Source organism: Mycobacterium heckeshornense (assembly GCF_016592155.1).
Classification (GTDB): Bacteria; Actinomycetota; Actinomycetes; order Mycobacteriales; family Mycobacteriaceae; genus Mycobacterium; species Mycobacterium heckeshornense.
In genome coordinates this window covers 361139-376645 of sequence record NZ_AP024237.1, presented here as the reverse complement: position 1 = coordinate 376645, position 15507 = coordinate 361139, and the positions used below count along the sequence as shown (strand labels likewise).

17 protein-coding genes are annotated in these 15507 nt (G+C 67.4%); 5 read left to right on the top strand and 12 right to left on the bottom strand.

The window, feature by feature from the left end; genetic code table 11:
* Window positions 1-5 precede the first annotated feature (5 nt).
* Genes MHEC_RS01645 through MHEC_RS01630 form a run of 4 tightly spaced genes read right to left on the bottom strand, consistent with a single transcriptional unit; the run spans window position 6 to window position 4983 of the window.
* Window positions 6-1604 carry a dipeptide ABC transporter ATP-binding protein gene (locus MHEC_RS01645; RefSeq protein WP_071700313.1) on the bottom strand — a complete coding sequence of 533 codons (1599 nt, stop codon included), beginning with the start codon at window positions 1602-1604 and terminating at the stop codon, window positions 6-8.
* A complete protein-coding gene (locus MHEC_RS01640) occupies window positions 1601-2464 on the bottom strand; it encodes an ABC transporter permease (protein ID WP_048891484.1) in 864 nt (287 codons plus the stop codon). Before MHEC_RS01640 ends, MHEC_RS01645 begins: the two co-directional genes overlap by 4 nt.
* On the bottom strand, window positions 2457-3383 hold the full coding sequence (locus MHEC_RS01635; RefSeq protein ID WP_048891483.1) for an ABC transporter permease: 927 nt from the start codon (window positions 3381-3383) through the stop codon (window positions 2457-2459). Before MHEC_RS01635 ends, MHEC_RS01640 begins: the two co-directional genes overlap by 8 nt.
* 1 nt (window position 3384) lies before the next feature.
* Window positions 3385-4983, bottom strand: a complete 1599-nt coding sequence (locus tag MHEC_RS01630; protein WP_048891517.1) for a peptide ABC transporter substrate-binding protein — start codon at window positions 4981-4983, stop codon at window positions 3385-3387.
* A 60-nt stretch (window positions 4984-5043) separates the two neighbouring features.
* Between MHEC_RS01630 and acs the strand changes: the two genes are divergently transcribed.
* Window positions 5044-7002: an acetate--CoA ligase gene (acs, locus tag MHEC_RS01625; RefSeq protein WP_048891482.1), complete on the top strand. Its 1959-nt coding sequence runs from the start codon at window positions 5044-5046 to the stop codon at window positions 7000-7002.
* Window positions 7003-7013: 11 nt separating this feature from the next.
* Here acs and MHEC_RS01620 read toward each other — a convergent pair whose 3' ends face one another.
* Complete coding sequence (locus MHEC_RS01620; RefSeq protein WP_048891516.1) at window positions 7014-7712, bottom strand: S1 family peptidase; 699 nt, start codon at window positions 7710-7712, stop codon at window positions 7014-7016.
* 224 nt (window positions 7713-7936) lie between these two features.
* On the opposite strand from MHEC_RS01620, the gene MHEC_RS01615 reads away from it, so the two are divergent.
* Together MHEC_RS01615 and MHEC_RS01610 are read left to right on the top strand one after the other, a co-directional pair.
* Window positions 7937-8422 carry a phage holin family protein gene (locus tag MHEC_RS01615; RefSeq protein ID WP_099869472.1) on the top strand — a complete coding sequence of 162 codons (486 nt, stop codon included), beginning with the start codon at window positions 7937-7939 and terminating at the stop codon, window positions 8420-8422.
* Entirely contained in the window at window positions 8423-9388 is a 966-nt protein-coding gene (locus tag MHEC_RS01610; RefSeq protein ID WP_048891481.1) for an alpha/beta fold hydrolase, read from the top strand.
* Here the strand turns inward: MHEC_RS01610 and marP are convergent.
* From marP to nth, 4 genes are read right to left on the bottom strand one after another with little or no spacing between them, the layout of a single operon-like run.
* The gene (marP, locus tag MHEC_RS01605) at window positions 9381-10571 is read right to left on the bottom strand and encodes an acid resistance serine protease MarP (protein WP_099869474.1); all 1191 of its coding nucleotides are present in this window, start codon (window positions 10569-10571) and stop codon (window positions 9381-9383) included. The two genes, MHEC_RS01610 and marP, sit on opposite strands and share 8 nt — an antisense overlap.
* A gap of 5 nt (window positions 10572-10576) precedes the next feature.
* Entirely contained in the window at window positions 10577-11362 is a 786-nt protein-coding gene (locus MHEC_RS01600) for an NUDIX hydrolase (protein ID WP_172442208.1), read from the bottom strand.
* Window positions 11355-12017 carry a TlpA family protein disulfide reductase gene (locus MHEC_RS01595; RefSeq protein WP_048891479.1) on the bottom strand — a complete coding sequence of 221 codons (663 nt, stop codon included), beginning with the start codon at window positions 12015-12017 and terminating at the stop codon, window positions 11355-11357. Before MHEC_RS01595 ends, MHEC_RS01600 begins: the two co-directional genes overlap by 8 nt.
* 9 nt (window positions 12018-12026) lie before the next feature.
* Complete coding sequence (gene nth, locus MHEC_RS01590; RefSeq protein ID WP_099869476.1) at window positions 12027-12707, bottom strand: endonuclease III; 681 nt, start codon at window positions 12705-12707, stop codon at window positions 12027-12029.
* A 216-nt stretch (window positions 12708-12923) separates the two neighbouring features.
* Between nth and MHEC_RS01585 the strand changes: the two genes are divergently transcribed.
* Together MHEC_RS01585 and crp are read left to right on the top strand one after the other, a co-directional pair.
* Entirely contained in the window at window positions 12924-13265 is a 342-nt protein-coding gene (locus MHEC_RS01585; RefSeq protein WP_235434796.1) for a hypothetical protein, read from the top strand.
* Window positions 13266-13419: 154 nt separating this feature from the next.
* Window positions 13420-14094 carry a cAMP-activated global transcriptional regulator CRP gene (gene crp / locus MHEC_RS01580; RefSeq protein ID WP_003921614.1) on the top strand — a complete coding sequence of 225 codons (675 nt, stop codon included), beginning with the start codon at window positions 13420-13422 and terminating at the stop codon, window positions 14092-14094.
* A 5-nt stretch (window positions 14095-14099) separates the two neighbouring features.
* Here the strand turns inward: crp and MHEC_RS01575 are convergent, their stop codons facing one another.
* The 3 genes from MHEC_RS01575 to MHEC_RS01565 are packed head-to-tail and all read right to left on the bottom strand — an operon-like array spanning window position 14100 to window position 15507.
* Window positions 14100-14897, bottom strand: coding sequence for an MBL fold metallo-hydrolase (locus tag MHEC_RS01575; RefSeq protein ID WP_048891476.1), 798 nt, complete (start codon window positions 14895-14897; stop codon window positions 14100-14102).
* On the bottom strand, window positions 14894-15349 hold the full coding sequence (locus MHEC_RS01570) for a RidA family protein (protein ID WP_048891475.1): 456 nt from the start codon (window positions 15347-15349) through the stop codon (window positions 14894-14896). Before MHEC_RS01570 ends, MHEC_RS01575 begins: the two co-directional genes overlap by 4 nt.
* On the bottom strand, window positions 15346-15507 hold the full coding sequence (locus tag MHEC_RS01565) for a DUF4177 domain-containing protein (RefSeq protein ID WP_071700314.1): 162 nt from the start codon (window positions 15505-15507) through the stop codon (window positions 15346-15348). The genes MHEC_RS01570 and MHEC_RS01565 overlap by 4 nt, the downstream gene beginning before the upstream one ends.

Genomic DNA, 15507 nt, shown 5'->3' with positions numbered 1-15507 from the left:
GAGCCTCACGCTATCGGGTGGGTGCGCCGGGGGATGGCGTCGAGCAGTTGGCGGGTGTGCTCATGGCGCGGTCGGGTGAACACGTCCTCGGTCGGTGCGTGCTCGACCACCCGTCCGGCGTGCATCACCAGGACCTCGTCGGCGATTTGGCGTATCACCGCCAGATCGTGGCTGATGAACAGATAGGTCAGGCCGAGTCGAGCCTGCAGGTCGGCGAGCAGGTCCAGTATCTGGGCCTGCACCACGACGTCAAGCGACGAGACGGCCTCGTCGCACACCAGCACCTCCGGGTGCAGCGCCAGCGCCCGGGCGATCGCGACCCGCTGGCGCTGGCCGCCGGACAGCTCGCGAGGCAAGCGGCCCAACAGCCACGACGGCAACGCCACCTGGTCGGCCAGCTCACGCACCGCCTGCGCACGTTGCCGACGGTCGCCGATGCCGTGGACGCGTAAGGGTTCCTCGATGGCACGAAATACCGAGTACATGGGATCTAAACTGCTGTAAGGGTTTTGAAAAACCGGCTGTATTCGCCGGCGAAACGCGAACGCTCGCCGACGGTCTAACGCGCCGACATCCTGGCCGTCGAAAAACACTGTGCCTGAGCTCGGTTGCAGCAGACCGAGCACCATCCGTGCCAGGGTGGATTTCCCCGAACCGGATTCGCCAGCGATCCCCAGCGTGCTGGCTCGCCGCAGCCGAAACGACACGCCGTCGACAGCGCGCAGCTCCGCATGCCGCCACGGCGCTCCGCGTGACATCCGGTAGACCTTCGTCAACTCCGAGGCGACCACGATGTCGTCACCGGTTCGCCGAGCGGGCCTGCCCGCTGGGCGCATCGCCGGTGCCGCGGCGATAAGCTGACGCGTGTAATCGTGCTGGGGATTGGCCAGAACCTCCTGTGCATCACCGGATTCCACGACCACACCGCGCTGCATGACGACCAGACGCTCGGCGCGTTCGGCGGCCAGTGCCAGGTCATGAGTGATCAGCAACACCGCGGTACCGCGTTCGCGGGCCAGACGCTGCAGATGATCAAGCACCTTTCGCTGCACGGTGACGTCGAGCGCCGAGGTCGGCTCATCGGCGATCAGCAGCCGTGGCCGTCCGGCCAACCCGATGGCGATGAGGGCGCGCTGGCACATGCCGCCGGACAGCTGATGCGGATAGCGGCGGGCCTGGGTGGCCGGATCCGGTATGCCCGCCCAGGCGAGCAGGTCCAACGGTCGGTGGTCGGAGATATTATTGGCGCGCAATGCTTCTCGGACTTGAAAGCCGACCCCCCACACTGGGTTGAGGTTGGTCATCGGATCCTGCGGCACGTAACCGATCGCCCGGCCCCGGATCGAGCGCAATACCCGCGGATTGGCCGCGGCGAGATCGAGGCCTTCGAAGAGGATGCGGCCACGAGTGATCCGTCCGTCGCCGGGAAGCAGCCCGAGTATGGCGGCCGCGGTGGTGGATTTGCCTGAGCCGGATTCGCCGACCACGCCAACGGTCTGCCCATGGTGCACCGTGAGCCACACTCCACGAACCGCGGCATCGTCGTCGCCGAATCTGACTTCGAGGTCCTCGACCGCGAGCAGCGGCCCTTCCGCGCCACTCATGACCGTGACACCGGATCCAAGGCGTCGCGTAACGCGTCGCCCATCATCATGAAAGCCAGCACCGTAATCGCTAATGCCCCCGCCGGATAGAACAAGATCGGAGAGCCGGCGCGCAGTCGGGTCTGGGCGATGCTGATGTCACCGCCCCAGGACACCACCGACGGCGGCAGCCCGACGCCGAGGTAGGACAACGTCGCTTCAGTGACGATGAATGTACCCAGCGCGACGGTGGCGACGGCGATCACCGGGCCCACCGCGTTGGGCAGCGCGTGCCATACCAAAATCCGAAACCTGCTCAGCCCCATGGCCTTAGCTGCCAGCACATAGTCGCTGGTCCGCACCTGGATGACCGCGCTGCGCGCGATGCGGGCGATCTGTGGCCAGCCGAACGATGCCAGGATCGCGATCACCGTCCACACCGTGCGGTGCTGCATGACCTGCATGAGCACGATCGCGGCGAGCAGCAGCGGTATTCCGAAGAACACATCAGCGAGGCGGGACACCGCCGCGTCTATCCAGCCGCCGTAGAAGCCGGCCAGCGCGCCCAGGGTTCCGCCGACGACGAACACCGCCAGCGTCGCGCCCAACCCCACGGTGATGGAAGCCCGCGCGCCGTACACGGTGCGGGCGTAGATGTCGTGGCCCTGTAGGTCGGTGCCGAACCAATGCGCCGCCGACGGGTTCAGCAGGCTTTGGCCGGGGTCGGCGTAGGTCGGGTCGGCGCTGGTGAACAACGCGGGGAAAGCGGCGACCAGACCGACGAACACGATCAGCGCTGCGGCCACAAGGAACTTCGGTTGCCGGCGCAGTCCCCACCAGGTGGTGCGCCACAAGCCGTGGCTGACAACTTGTTCAGCCATAGCGGATCCGGGGGTCCAGAACCGCGTAGAGCAGGTCCACCGCCAGGTTGGTGATCAGGTACACCACGACAAGCACGGTCACGATGGACACCACGGTCGGCACCTCCTGCCGGGTGACCGCCTGATACAGCACACCGCCGACACCGTGGATGTTGAAGATACCTTCGGTCACGATCGCACCGCCCATCAGCGCGCCGAGGTCCGCGCCGAGAAACGTCACCACCGGAATCAGCGAGTTGCGCAGAATGTGCACGGTGACCACCCGGGGCCGGGAAAGTCCCTTGGCGGTCGCAGTGCGCACATAGTCGGCGTGGGCATTGGCAGCCACCGCCGAACGGGTCAACCGCACCACGTAGGCAAACGACACCGAACCCAGCACGATGCCGGGCAGCAGCAGCCGCGCGAATGTCGCCTGATCGCCCACCGTGACCGGGACGATCCCCAGCCGGACGCCGAAGGCGAACTGCGCCACGAAACCCAGCACGAAGATCGGGACCGCGATGATGACCAGGCTCGCGGTCAGCACCCCGGCGTCGAAGATGCCGCCCTGGCGCAAGCCGGCGATCACGCCCAAGCCGATCCCGAGGATCGCCTCCACCGCCAGCGCGATCGCCGCCAACCGCATTGTCACTGGAAAGGCTTGGGCCAAAACGGTGCTGACCGGCAGACCAGAGTAGGCGCGGCCGAAGTCACCGCGCACAATGTCGGCCAGATAGTGCAAGTACTGCACCACGAAGGGGTCGTCGAGGTGGTATTGGGCTCGCAGCTGTGCCGCCACCGCTGGGCTCAGCGGCCGGTCCCCGCCCAGTGCGGCTATCGGATCTCCCGGCAGCAGGAACACCATCCCGTAGATCAGCAGGGTGGCGCCGAGAAAAACGGGAACCATCAGCGCGATACGGCGGACGACGTACCAGGCCATGTCACGTCTTGCGGATGTGTTCGTAGTCGGGCAGACCATTCCAGGTCAAGACCACGTTGCGCACCGCGGGTGAGTATCCAGCCACGCTGATGGTGTACCACAGCGGTACAACTGGCATGTCGTGCAACAGGATTCGCTGAGCTTGGTTGGTCAGCGCGTAGGACTGCGGCAGGCTGGGCGCGGACTCGGCGCTGGCCAGCGCGGCGTCGAAATCCCGGTTGGAGTAGCCGACGTCGTTGGCGCCGGCGCCGGTGACGAACAGGGGCGCCAAAAACTCCAGCATCGACGGGTAGTCGCCCTGCCAGCCGGCGCGAAACGCAGTAGTGATGGTGTGACCGGTGATCTGGGTACGAAACCCCGCGAACGTGGGTTGTGGTGCGCCGACCGCGTCGATGCCCAGCGTGTTCTTGATGCTGTTGGCCACCGCGTCCACCCACTCCTGGTGACCGCCGTCCGCGTTGTATGCGATTGCATAGCTCCCGCTCCATTGCGAGATGCCGTTGGCCCGCGACCACAGCTGGCGCGCCCGGTCCGGGTTGAAGTCCAGCGCGTCGCTGCCTTCGATGTTCGGGTTGTATCCGGGCAGCGAACTGGCGGTGAAATCACGTGCGGGCGCGCGGGATTCGATGAAGATCTGTCGACAGATCTGGTCCCGGTTGATCGCTGCCGACAGGGCGAGCCGGCGCAGCCTGCCTTCTTCGCCGCCGAAGTGCGCTAGCCGCAGCGGCGTATCCAGGGTCTGATTGACCGCCGCGGGTGCGGTGACAGCACGCCCGCCGAGGTCTTTGCGGTAGACCGGCAGTACGCTGGTCGGAATCGTGTCCAGCACATCGAGGTTGGCTGAGAGCAGGTCTGCGTAGGCGGTGTCGAGGCTGGCGTAGAAGACGAAACGCAGCCCTTTGTTCTGCGGCACCCGGCTGCCATGGTAAGCGGGGTTGGGCACCAGCTCGATTTTGACGTTGTGCTGCCAGGACCCGCCGTCGGCGAGCTTGTACGGACCGTTGCCGATCGGATGCTGCCCGAACGCCGCCATGTCTCGAAACGCTACCGGCGGAAGCGGATAGAATGGCGAAAAGCCAAGCCGCAGTTTGAAATCGATAGCGGGTGCTTTGAGCCGCACAGTGAATTCACGATCGCTGAGCACCCGCAATCCTGTCATGGCCGTCGCGGCAGGTTTCGGTGCGGCCACCTCGTCGAAACCGGCGATCGGACTGAAGAAGCTTTGCTGCAGCTGGGCGTTGGTGGCCAGCGCGCCGTAGTTCCAGGCGTCGACGAACGAGTGGGCCGTCACCGGTGATCCGTCGCTGAAGGTCCATCCCGGTTTGAGCACGATGCGGTAGTTGACGTTGTCGGTGGTCTCGATCGACTGTGCGACCTCAAGCGTCGGTGTGCCCTTGGCGTCATAGGACATCAGGCCCGCGAAGAGCCGGTCGATGATGCGCCCGCCGTTGCTGTCGTTAGTGTTGGTCGGAATCAGCGGGTTTTGCGGCTCACCGCCGTTGACGATCACCGCGTCGGAGCTGACCCCGCCGCCGCCGCAGCCTGCCAACATTGCGGCGGCAATCACCACAACCGCCGCCACGGCGTGCATCCGACGCATGGGGCCGACCCTAAGTGCTTCGGCTGCGTCGACGTCATCGCCCCGGTTACGCTCGCTCACGTGACCGAGACGCACACCCAGGCACCGTCGTCGTATCCCCCGCCCCCGGACTTCGTCGCACAGGCCAACGTCGGCGACGACGCGTACCGGGAGGCCGAGCGGGACCGGCTGGCGTTTTGGGCCAAGCAAGCCGGCCGGCTGTCCTGGGCGGCGCCGTTCGAACAGGTGCTGGACTGGTCGCAGGCCCCGTTCGCCAGGTGGTTCGTCGGGGGCAAACTCAACGTCGCTTACAACTGCGTGGACCGCCACGTCGAGGCCGGCCACGGCGACCGGGTGGCCATCTTTTGGGAAGGCGAGCCGGTCGGGGAGAGCCGCACCCTGACCTATGCCGAGCTCAAGACCCAGGTATGCAAGGCCGCCAACGCGCTGACCGGGCTCGGTCTGGTCGCCGGCGACCGGGTCGCGATCTATCTGCCGATGATCCCCGAGGCAATCGTGGCAATGCTGGCCTGCGCCCGGCTGGGCATCATGCACAGCGTCGTGTTCGCCGGCTTTACTGCCACGGCGTTGCGGGCGCGGATCGCCGACGCCCAAGCCAAGCTGCTGATCACCGCCGACGGCCAGTTTCGGCGCGGCAAACCCGCTCCGCTCAAGGCCGCCGCCGACGAGGCGGTCGGGCAGCCGGACAGCCCCGTCGAGCGCGTGCTGGTGGTCCGGCGCACCGGCAGCGACGTGCCCTGGACCGATGGCCGCGACCTGTGGTGGCACGACGTCGTCGACCCGGCGGCGCCCGAGCACACGGCCGAGCCGTTCGATGCCGAGCAGCCGCTGTTTTTGCTGTACACGTCGGGCACCACCGGCAAGCCCAAAGGGATCATGCACACCAGCGGCGGGTATTTGACCCAGACGTCGTACACGCACTACAGCATCTTCGACATCAAGCCGGACAGCGACGTGTTCTGGTGCACCGCCGATATCGGCTGGGTCACCGGGCACACCTACAGCGTCTACGGGCCGCTGTCCAACGGCGCCTCGGAAGTCATCTACGAGGGCACGCCGGACACCCCCAACCAGCACCGGCACTTCGAGATCATCGAAAAATACGGTGTGGCAATCTATTACGCGGCACCGACATTAATCCGCACTTTCATGAAATGGGGCCGCGACATTCCCGCCGCCCACGACCTGTCCAGCCTGCGGCTGCTCGGGTCGGTCGGTGAACCCATCAACCCGGAAGCCTGGCGCTGGTATCGCACCGTCGTCGGCGGCGGCCGCACCCCGGTCGTGGACACCTGGTGGCAGACCGAGACTGGTGCCGCGATGATCTCACCGCTGCCCGCCGTGGCCGCGGCAAAACCGGGTTCGGCGATGCGGCCGCTGCCGGGCATCTCGGCCAAGATCGTCGACGACCACGGCAATCAACTCCCGCCCGGGCCCGACGAAGGCGAGCACGTCACCGGCTACCTGGTGGTGGACCAGCCGTGGCCGGCCATGCTGCGCGGCATCTGGGGTGACCCCGAGCGGTACCGCGAGACCTACTGGTCCAGATTCGCCCGGCAGGGCTGGTATTTCGCCGGCGACAGCGCCCGCTACGACGCCGACGGCGCGATCTGGGTGGTGGGCCGCATCGACGACGTGATGAACGTGTCCGGGCATCGGATTTCCACCGCGGAGGTGGAATCGGCGCTGGTCGGCCACTCGGGGGTGGCCGAGGCCGCGGTCGTCGGCGCCAGCGACGACACCACCGGCCAGGCGATCTGCGCGTTCGTGGTCTTGCAGGCCAACCAGCCCGCGACGGTAGGCGAGGAGATCATCGACGAGCTGCGCGCCCAGGTGGCCCGCGAAATCTCGCCGATCGCCCGGCCCCGCGAGGTCCATGTGGTGCCCGAGCTGCCGAAGACCCGCAGCGGCAAGATCATGCGCCGGCTGCTGCGCGACATCGCGGAAAACCGCGAACTCGGCGACACCTCGACACTGCTGGACCCCGGCGTGTTCGACGCGATCCGCGCCGCCAGGTAGCTGTCAGGTCATCAGGCCGGCACCGGCACGAAACCGGCGCCGGGCCGGCCCTTGGCGGCCAGATCCGCCAGCACCGCGTTGATCGACACCACCACCGCCGGGGTGTGCAGCGGGATGTATTTGATGACGCAACCCGGCAGCTTCTCGCTGAAGGCGCCGTGGATCATCCCGACCAGCATGCTGTTGACGGTGACCGGTCCTCCTGAGTCGCCGGGCTGGCCACAGAGCTGGGCGACGATGGTGCCGGGATCTTGGCCCGGCCCGAACGTGACACCGCAGGAATCACCGGTGGTCCGGCCCAGCTTGCAGACCACCTGCCCGGTCGCCGGATCCGGTCCGATGCCATTGATCGGGAAGTTGTTGAAGTTCGCCACCGGCGCCACCTTCGCCGGGTCGAACCGGATGACCGCGTAATCGAGGCTGTCGTTGCCGGCCACCATGGTGCCCAGGGTGCCGTGGTCTTGCGCGGCTTCAGCGGCGACGACGGCGCCGGGCCCGCCGCAATGCGCGGAGGTGAAGCCGATCAGCGCGCCGGTGTTGTCGGTGCCGATGGTGGTCAGGGTGCACAGCGCCTCCCCGTTGACGACGATGCCCGCGCCGCCACCGAGAATGACCTTGTCGTCCGCCTTGCCGGTACCGGCCGGGCCGGCCGCCATCAGCAGGATCAAGGCCACCATCGCCGCCATGACGCGGCGGTGCGCGGTCTGCAAGGCATCCACTCCCGTCGATGAGTCCGGCCCAGAATCGCCAAACGCTGCGTCAGTCTAGCGTGACCACAGGTTTGCCACTGCCGTCTGCGGGTTCTCCTGCGCTGGCCTCGTCTGGCATTGCGCGGCATGGCAACATGAACCGCGACGATGGCGAACCGAAAGGACCGTGTGTGAGCGACGGTGATCGTACGAACACAAACAGCAGGACCCGCCACAAAGACCCGGTGTCGGGCACGCTGACCACGATTCCCTTGACGGATCCGCACGCCTCCCCCGTCGAGCCGTCGATCGGCGCCCTGGTCAAGGAAGCGACAACCCAGGTATCCACGCTGGTCCGCGCTGAAATCGAGCTGGCCCGCGCCGAGATCACCCGCGACGTCAAAAAAGGCCTCACCGGCAGCGTGTTTTTCGTCTCGGCGCTGGTGGTGCTGTTTTATTCGACGTTCTTCTTCTTCTTTTTTCTCGCCGAGCTGCTCAACACCTGGCTGTGGCGATGGGCTTCGTACCTGATCGTGTTCGGCCTGATGGTCGTGGTCACCGCAGTGCTCGCGGTGTTGGGTTATCTGAAGGTCCGCCGCATCCGCGGGCCGCGCCAGACCATCGAATCGGTCAAGGAAACCCGCACCGCATTGGCGCCCGGCCACGAAAAAGCCGAGCAGCGGGCGATCACACCGCAGCGCGGGACGCCCGCCGATCCTTCAGGCTGGTAGATGGCGCCACCGGATCCGTCGGTAACCCGTATCGACGGGCCATGGCGGCATCTGGACATCCACGCCAACGGCATCCGGTTTCACGTCGTCGAAGCGGCTCCGGCCGGTCGCGGCGCGACCGCGCCGCCGTCCGCGCGGCCGCTGGTCATCCTCCTGCACGGCTTCGCCTCGTTCTGGTGGTCCTGGCGTCACCAGCTGCGCGGCCTCACCGGCGCCCGGGTCGTGGCGGTCGACCTGCGCGGCTACGGCGGCAGTGACAAGCCGCCCCGCGGTTATGACGGCTGGACGCTGGCCGGCGACACCGCGGGACTGATCCGGGCGCTCGGACACTCCTCGGCCACCCTGGTCGGCCACGCCGACGGCGGACTGGTGTGCTGGGCGACCTCCGTGCTGCATCCGCGGCTGGTGCGCGCCATCGCGGTGGTCAGCTCGCCGCACCCCGCCGCGCTGCGCCGCTCAGCACTGACCCGTCGAGACCAGGCCCGGGCACTGCTGCCGACCTTGCTGCGCTATCAGGTGCCGATTTGGCCCGAGCGCGCGCTGACCCGAAACGACGGCGAAGAAGTCGAGCGTCTGGTGCGCGGCCGAGCCTCCGCGAAATGGCTTGCTTCCGAGGACTTTTCCGAAACAATTGGCCATCTGCGGCTGGCCATCCAGATTCCGTCGGCGGCACACTCGGCGCTGGAATATCAGCGGTGGGCGGTGCGCAGCCAACTGCGCGACGAGGGCAGGCGGTTCATGAAGTCGATGAGCCGACAACTGGGCATCCCGGTGCTGCACCTGCGCGGCGACGCCGATCCCTACGTGCTGGCGGACCCGGTTGAGCGCACTCGGCGCTACGCGCCGCACGGTCGTTACGTATCCGTCGGCAGCGTAGGCCATTTCGGTCACGAAGAGGCGCCGGACGAAGTCAACCGCCACCTGATGCGATTTCTCGAGCAGGTGCACGGACCCCGGATCAGCTGACGCAGGCTCCGGTGCCGACCGGCTGGGTGTCGCCGATTTTGGCCAGTTGACCGGCTACCTCTTTGGCCGTGAGGACAAACCCGGTGTCGGGGTCGTCGACCGCGGCGCCGAAAACGACGCCGAGCACGTTACCGTTGAGGTCTATCAGTGGTCCGCCCGAATTCCCTTGTTCCACAGTGGCTCTGATCGTGTAAACCTCGCGGGTGACGGTGGCGTTGCGGTAGATGTCGGGACCGCTCAGCTCGATGATCTCCCGGATTCTGGCCGGGGTTGCCACAAAGTCACCGCCGCCCGGATAGCCCAACACCAGCGCGTCGGTGCCGGTTTTCGCCGCCGCATCGGCGAACGCCAACGGCCCGGCCGGCAGGTTCGGCACGGCGAGGATGGCGATGTCGACCGACGGGTCATAGGACACGACGGTGGCGTCGTAGGGGGTGCCGCTGGCGGCCACCGTGACACTGTTGGCGCCGGCCACCACGTGCGCATTCGTCATCACTCGCTGCGGGGAGAGGACAAATCCACTGCCCTCCAACACTTTCTGGCAACCGGGAGCGATGGCCCGGATCTTGACCACACTGGGCTCGGTGGCGGCAACCACCGGGTTACTGGTTATCGCAGCATCCGGTGCCGCGACTGCGACCACCGGTGTGCGGCTGAACGGTTCCAGCACTGCGGGCAGACCCGAGGTGTCCAGCAGCGAGGACATCCGCTTGGGCACCGTCTTGAGCCAGCTGGGCGCGACGTGGTTGACCTCGGCCAGTACCCGCGAGCCGCGCACGGCCGCGGCCAGGGCCGGCTGATCTTTGGACTCGGTCAGTGGCGTGGCCAGCAGCCACGCCGCAACCAGCACCACCACCAGCTGCAGGGCCACTCCCACCAGCGAGTCGACGAATCGGATTGGGCGGCTGCGGATCGCGCCGCGCACCGCGCGGCCCAACACCACGCCGGCGATTTCGCCGACCACGACCAACGACAGGATCAAAAACAGCGCGGCGAATAGCTTGGCCCGCGGCGCGCTGATGTGCGTGACGATGTGCGGGGCCAGCAGCACACCGGCGACGGCGCCCAGCATCACGCCGACGAATGACAGCAGCGAGCCCATCGCGCCCGAGCGCCAGCCCGAGATCGCCGCGATGAACGCCACTGCCAGTACGGCGATGTCCAGCCACTGGGAGGAGGTCATCGAGCTCATCGCGGTGTACCGCCTTCGCCGCCGACCAGCGCCATCGCCTCGTCCAGCTCCAGCACATTGCCGGTGTCCCAGGGCTGTGCCCAGCCGGCCACATCGAGCATCGCCGAAATCACTTGGCCAGTGAATCCCCACACCAGCATCTCGTTCAACAGGAACGCGGGTCCGGCGAAGCGCCGACTGTGCGGACGGCGATACACCATCAGCCGGTTGGCCGGGTTGACGAAGGCGCGCACCGGAACCCGTGCCACCACCGCGGTTTCGGCTTCGTTCACCACGGCGACCGGCCCCGGATCAGGTGAGTAGGCCAGCACCGGGACAACGTGAAAACCCGAGGGGGCGATGAAAGTTCGCTCCATGGTCGCCAGTGGACGAAGTCGGCTGGTGTCGATACCGGTCTCCTCGTGCGCTTCCCGCAGTGCGGTGGCCACCGGCCCGTCGTCGTCGGGATCGCATGCGCCCCCGGGGAATGCGGCCTGTCCCGCGTGGTGGCGCAACGTCGAGGCCCGCACCGTCAACAGCAGATCGGCATCGTCGGGAACAGCGCCGTCCACCGGTGCCGACTCCGGCCCGGAGAACAGCACCAGCACCGCCGCGTCGCGCCCGTCACCGCGCAGCTGCGCCGTCGCCTTGGCGGCGGTCACCAGGGCCAGCACATCGGCGGGCAGCCGGCGCCGAAATGCGTCGGGCACCCGACCGACATTGTCGACCAGCGGGCGCAGCCAGGCCGGGCCGACGTCAGGCGTCAGCGAAACCGCTGCGCTCACCGGCACCTCCTCACCAATCCGGCTTTCCGACCGCTGCCGCGATCTCGTCGGCACTGGCGAAGGCTCGCGGCAGCGTCTGCGCAACGCTACCGTCCGACCGCAATACCACCGTCGCGGGCATCACATTTGGGACGCGCAGCGCCGCAGCGACCCGTCGGCGTCCGTCCTGGAAAGTCGGCAGCCGCACGCCCAGCTCGGCCAGCCGCAGCAATGCGGCCGTTTCGTTCTCGTCCTGGTGCACCGTCACCACTGTCACCGCGGGCCCGACGCGGCGTTGATATTCGGCCATCGCCGGCAATTCGGTTGCGCAGGGACCGCACCAGTACGCCCATAGGTTCAGCACCGCCCGGCGCCCGGCCAGCGATCGTGCGGCATCGACGAGTGCGCCGTCGGCCGCGCATTCCACCACCACGCCGCGCAGCGCGCCCGGTTCTCGTTTGCCCGCGGCCATGGGACAGGGCGGAAGACCGGCACGCTGCCGGGGCCCGGCCAGCGCCGCCGGGGTATCGGCGTCGCGCTGTTCGCGTCCGTCGGTCAGCGGGCCGGTCGGCACCGGCACCCCTGGCGGCGACGAGCTCTCGCGCAGCGTGAGCACCAGCGCGGCAGCCAGGGCGGCCACCACCACCAAGACCGCAATGGTCCAGCGGGTGGTCCGATCGGCAGGAGCGCTCATCACGGCGCGCTACAGGCCGGCAAGCGCCAACAGATGCTCGGTTTCCGGGCCTTGCACCAGCGCGGCCGCGACCAGCGGCTCGGTGGGGCCGGCGCCGAACGACGGACAGTCCCTGGCCAGCACGCACACTCCGCACGCCGGTTTGCGGGCATGGCACACCCGGCGACCGTGGAAGATCACCCGGTGGCTCAGGTCGATCCACTCGCTGCGTTCGATGAGCTCGCCGACCGCGTGCTCCACCTTGACCGGATCTGTTTCGGTGGTCCAGCGCCACCGTCGCACCAGCCGCAGGAAGTGGGTGTCGACGGTGATTCCCGGAATGCCGAACGCATTTCCCAGGATCACGTTGGCGGTTTTGCGACCGATACCGGGCAGCGACACCAGCTCCTCCATCGTGGCAGGGACCTCGCCGTCGAACCGCTCGACCAGCTCCTGGCCCAGGCGGATCAGCGCTGTCGCCTTGTTGCGGTAGAAACCGGTGGGACGGATGAGGTTTTCGAGCTCTTCGCGATCCGCCTGCGCGTAATCCAGCGCGGTTCGGTAGCGGGCAAACAGCGCCGGCGTCGTCAGGTTCACCCGCTTGTCGGTGCTCTGCGCCGACAAGATGGTGGCCACCGTCAGCTCCAGTGGCGTGGTGAAATCCAACTCGCAGTACACGTGCGGAAAGGCTTGTGCCAGTTTGCGATTCATTCGGCGGGCCCGTCGCACCAGGGCGGTGCGAGTCTCCGATGCCCAGCGCCGGTCGGTGGCGGCGTCCGGCACCACGGCTGTTGGGGCGGCACGCCGAGAAGTCTTACCCGCTGTCACCTTCGACAGAGTACTGATTTGTGATCCCACTGAGACATTCGCCGTGTTTACTTGCACCTTGTGTCTTGGTTGCTCGTGGCCTTCGCCCCGGCATTGCTGATGCTCGCGACGTTCGGGCTGGCCCGGCTGGAGGCGAGACTGGCCAATGACACCGTGACCGCCAAGGATGTTGCCGAGTTTCTCGAGCAGGCCGAGGCCGACGACGTCAACACTTTGGCCAAAGACGGGATGCCCGAGGCGTTAGACCACATGCACCGTCGGCAAAGCGAGCGCCTTTCCGATCCCCCGCTCGCCGCGGTCAGCCGCAACAAACACTACGCCGACCCGTTCTACCGGGCCGCGTTCGCCGTTCCCGAAGAGCCGGGCTTGCCGACCAGTCGGCACCGGCATTCGCCAACCAATCCGCAGTTTAGGCCGACTCGACATGCCAATCCTGTGTAGCGTTGGCACGTCGAACGAATGGCCTACCTCTAGACTCGCTTCACCAGCCGGTTAGAGGTTGGCCAGCCCGGCGACAATGCGGGCCGGTGACGGCACGGGGCGAAGCCGGGCAACGAACCTGCGCCAATCACATTGAAAGAGCTAGAGGGGCAACGTGGACGAGATCCTGGCGAGGGCCGGAATCTTCCAGGGGGTCGAACCCAGCGCCGTCGCCGCGCTGACGAAACAATTGCAGCCCGTCGACTTCCCACGCGGACACACGATTTTCGCGGAAGGGGAGCCGGGCGACCGGCTGTACATCATCATTTCCGGAAAGGTCAAAATCGGCCGGCGTTCACCCGACGGCCGGGAAAATCTGCTGACGATCATGGGCCCGTCGGACATGTTCGGCGAGTTGTCGATCTTCGATCCGGGGCCACGGACCTCCAGCGCGACCACCATCACCGAAGTGCGCGCGGTGTCGATGGACCGCGACGCGCTGCGGTCGTGGATCAAGGATCGCCCCGAAATCGCCGAGCAGTTGCTGCGGGTGCTGGCCCGTCGGCTGCGCCGCACCAACAACAATCTCGCCGACCTGATCTTCACCGACGTGCCCGGCCGGGTCGCCAAGCAGCTGCTGCAGTTGGCCCAGCGGTTCGGCACCCAAGAAGGCGGGGCGATGCGGGTCACCCATGACCTGACGCAGGAGGAGATCGCGCAGCTGGTCGGCGCCTCGCGGGAAACGGTGAACAAGGCGCTGGCCGATTTCGCCCATCGCGGTTGGATCCGCCTGGAGGGCAAAAGCGTGCTGATCTCCGACTCCGAACGGCTGGCCCGCCGGGCGAGGTAGGCGGACTACCGGGTCCGTAGATAGTTCAGCTGCGCCTGCACCGACCATTCGGCGGCGTCCCAAAGTTCCTCACCGACGTCGGTGTAGACGTGCTCGACGATCTGGCGCGCGGTGGCGTCATCGCCGAGCTCTGCCAACGCCGACCGGATCTGGTCCAGCCGCTGCTCGCGGTGGGCCAGGTATTCCGACACGACGGCCGCTAAATCGGGCAAGTCCGGCCCGTGGCCGGGCAACACGGTACGACGGCCCAGCGCCTGCAGCCGACGCAGAGACTCCAGATAGTCGCCCAGGTCGCCGTCCTCGGTGTCGATGACGGTGGTGCCGCGGCCGAGCACGGTATCGCCCGTCAGCACCGCGTCGTCGAGCACGAACGACAGCGAATCGGCGGTATGGCCCGGGGTGGCCAGCACCGTGATCGTCAACCCGGCGACGTCGATCACTTCCCCATCGGTCAGCTGCCCACCGAGGCCGCGCAGAAACCCGCTGCCCACCGCGCGCACCACGGCGCCGGTCGCATCGACCAGCTTGTCGATGCCGTCGGTGTGATCGCCGTGCCGGTGGCTGATCAGCACCAGCGCGATGCGGCCGAGCGCGGCGACCCGGCCGATGTGCTCGTCGTCGTCGGGACCGGGATCGACGATCGCCAGCTCGGCGCTGCCCCTGCCGCGCAACACCCAGGTGTTGGTGCCCTCCAGGGTCAGCAACCCGGGGTTGTCGGCCAGCAGCACCGACGCCGTCTCGGTGACCGGCCGCAGCCGACCGTAGGCGGGATGGGTCAGCGCCTCGCCGGCCACCGCGGTCATTCGACCTCGACGACCAGTTCGATCTCGACCGGCGCGTCCAGCGGCAGCTCGGCCACGCCGACCGCCGAGCGGGCATGCGCCCCGCGGTCGCCGAACACGTCGCCCAGCAGCTCCGACGCCCCGTTGACCACACCGGGCTGACCATGAAAGCCAGGTGCCGACGCCACGAAGCCCACCACCTTGACCACCCGGGTCACCGCGTCGATGCCCACCACGGAGTCCACGGCCGCCAGTGCGTTGAGCGCACAAATCCGCGCCAGTCGAGCTGCTTGCTCGGGGCTGACCTGGCCACCGACCTTGCCGGTTCCCGCCAGTTTGCCGGCCTGCATGGGAAGCTGGCCTGCGGTATAGACCAGGTTGCCGGTACGCACGGCCGGGACGTATGCCGCCAGCGGCCGCGCCACTTCCGGCAGCGTGATGCCGAGCTCTTCGAGGCGGGCGGAGGCGCTCACTTAGGGCGCTTCAGATAGGCGACATGCTGCTCACCGGTCGGCCCGGGCAATACCGTGACCAACTCCCAGCCGTCGGCGCCCCACTGGTCGAGGATTTGCTTGGTGGCGTGTGTCAACAGCGGGACGGTGACGTACTCCCATGCGCTCGGTTGCGTCAT

What these genes read in the sequence shown, in the direction of transcription:
- MHEC_RS01640 (WP_048891484.1), bottom strand. Translation starts at nt 2,464, where the DNA reads ATGGCTGAACAAGTTGTCAGCCACGGCTTGTGGCGCACCACCTGGTGG.
- MHEC_RS01645 (WP_071700313.1), bottom strand. Translation starts at nt 1,604, where the DNA reads ATGAGTGGCGCGGAAGGGCCGCTGCTCGCGGTCGAGGACCTCGAAGTC.
- MHEC_RS01565 (WP_071700314.1), bottom strand. Translation starts at nt 15,507, where the DNA reads ATGACGCAACCGAGCGCATGGGAGTACGTCACCGTCCCGCTGTTGACA.
- nth (WP_099869476.1), bottom strand. Translation starts at nt 12,707, where the DNA reads ATGAATCGCAAACTGGCACAAGCCTTTCCGCACGTGTACTGCGAGTTG.
- MHEC_RS01585 (WP_235434796.1), top strand. Translation starts at nt 12,924, where the DNA reads ATGCTCGCGACGTTCGGGCTGGCCCGGCTGGAGGCGAGACTGGCCAAT.
- MHEC_RS01575 (WP_048891476.1), bottom strand. Translation starts at nt 14,897, where the DNA reads ATGACCGCGGTGGCCGGCGAGGCGCTGACCCATCCCGCCTACGGTCGG.
- marP (WP_099869474.1), bottom strand. Translation starts at nt 10,571, where the DNA reads ATGACCTCCTCCCAGTGGCTGGACATCGCCGTACTGGCAGTGGCGTTC.
- MHEC_RS01595 (WP_048891479.1), bottom strand. Translation starts at nt 12,017, where the DNA reads ATGAGCGCTCCTGCCGATCGGACCACCCGCTGGACCATTGCGGTCTTG.
- MHEC_RS01630 (WP_048891517.1), bottom strand. Translation starts at nt 4,983, where the DNA reads ATGCGTCGGATGCACGCCGTGGCGGCGGTTGTGGTGATTGCCGCCGCA.
- MHEC_RS01635 (WP_048891483.1), bottom strand. Translation starts at nt 3,383, where the DNA reads ATGGCCTGGTACGTCGTCCGCCGTATCGCGCTGATGGTTCCCGTTTTT.
- MHEC_RS01610 (WP_048891481.1), top strand. Translation starts at nt 8,423, where the DNA reads ATGGCGCCACCGGATCCGTCGGTAACCCGTATCGACGGGCCATGGCGG.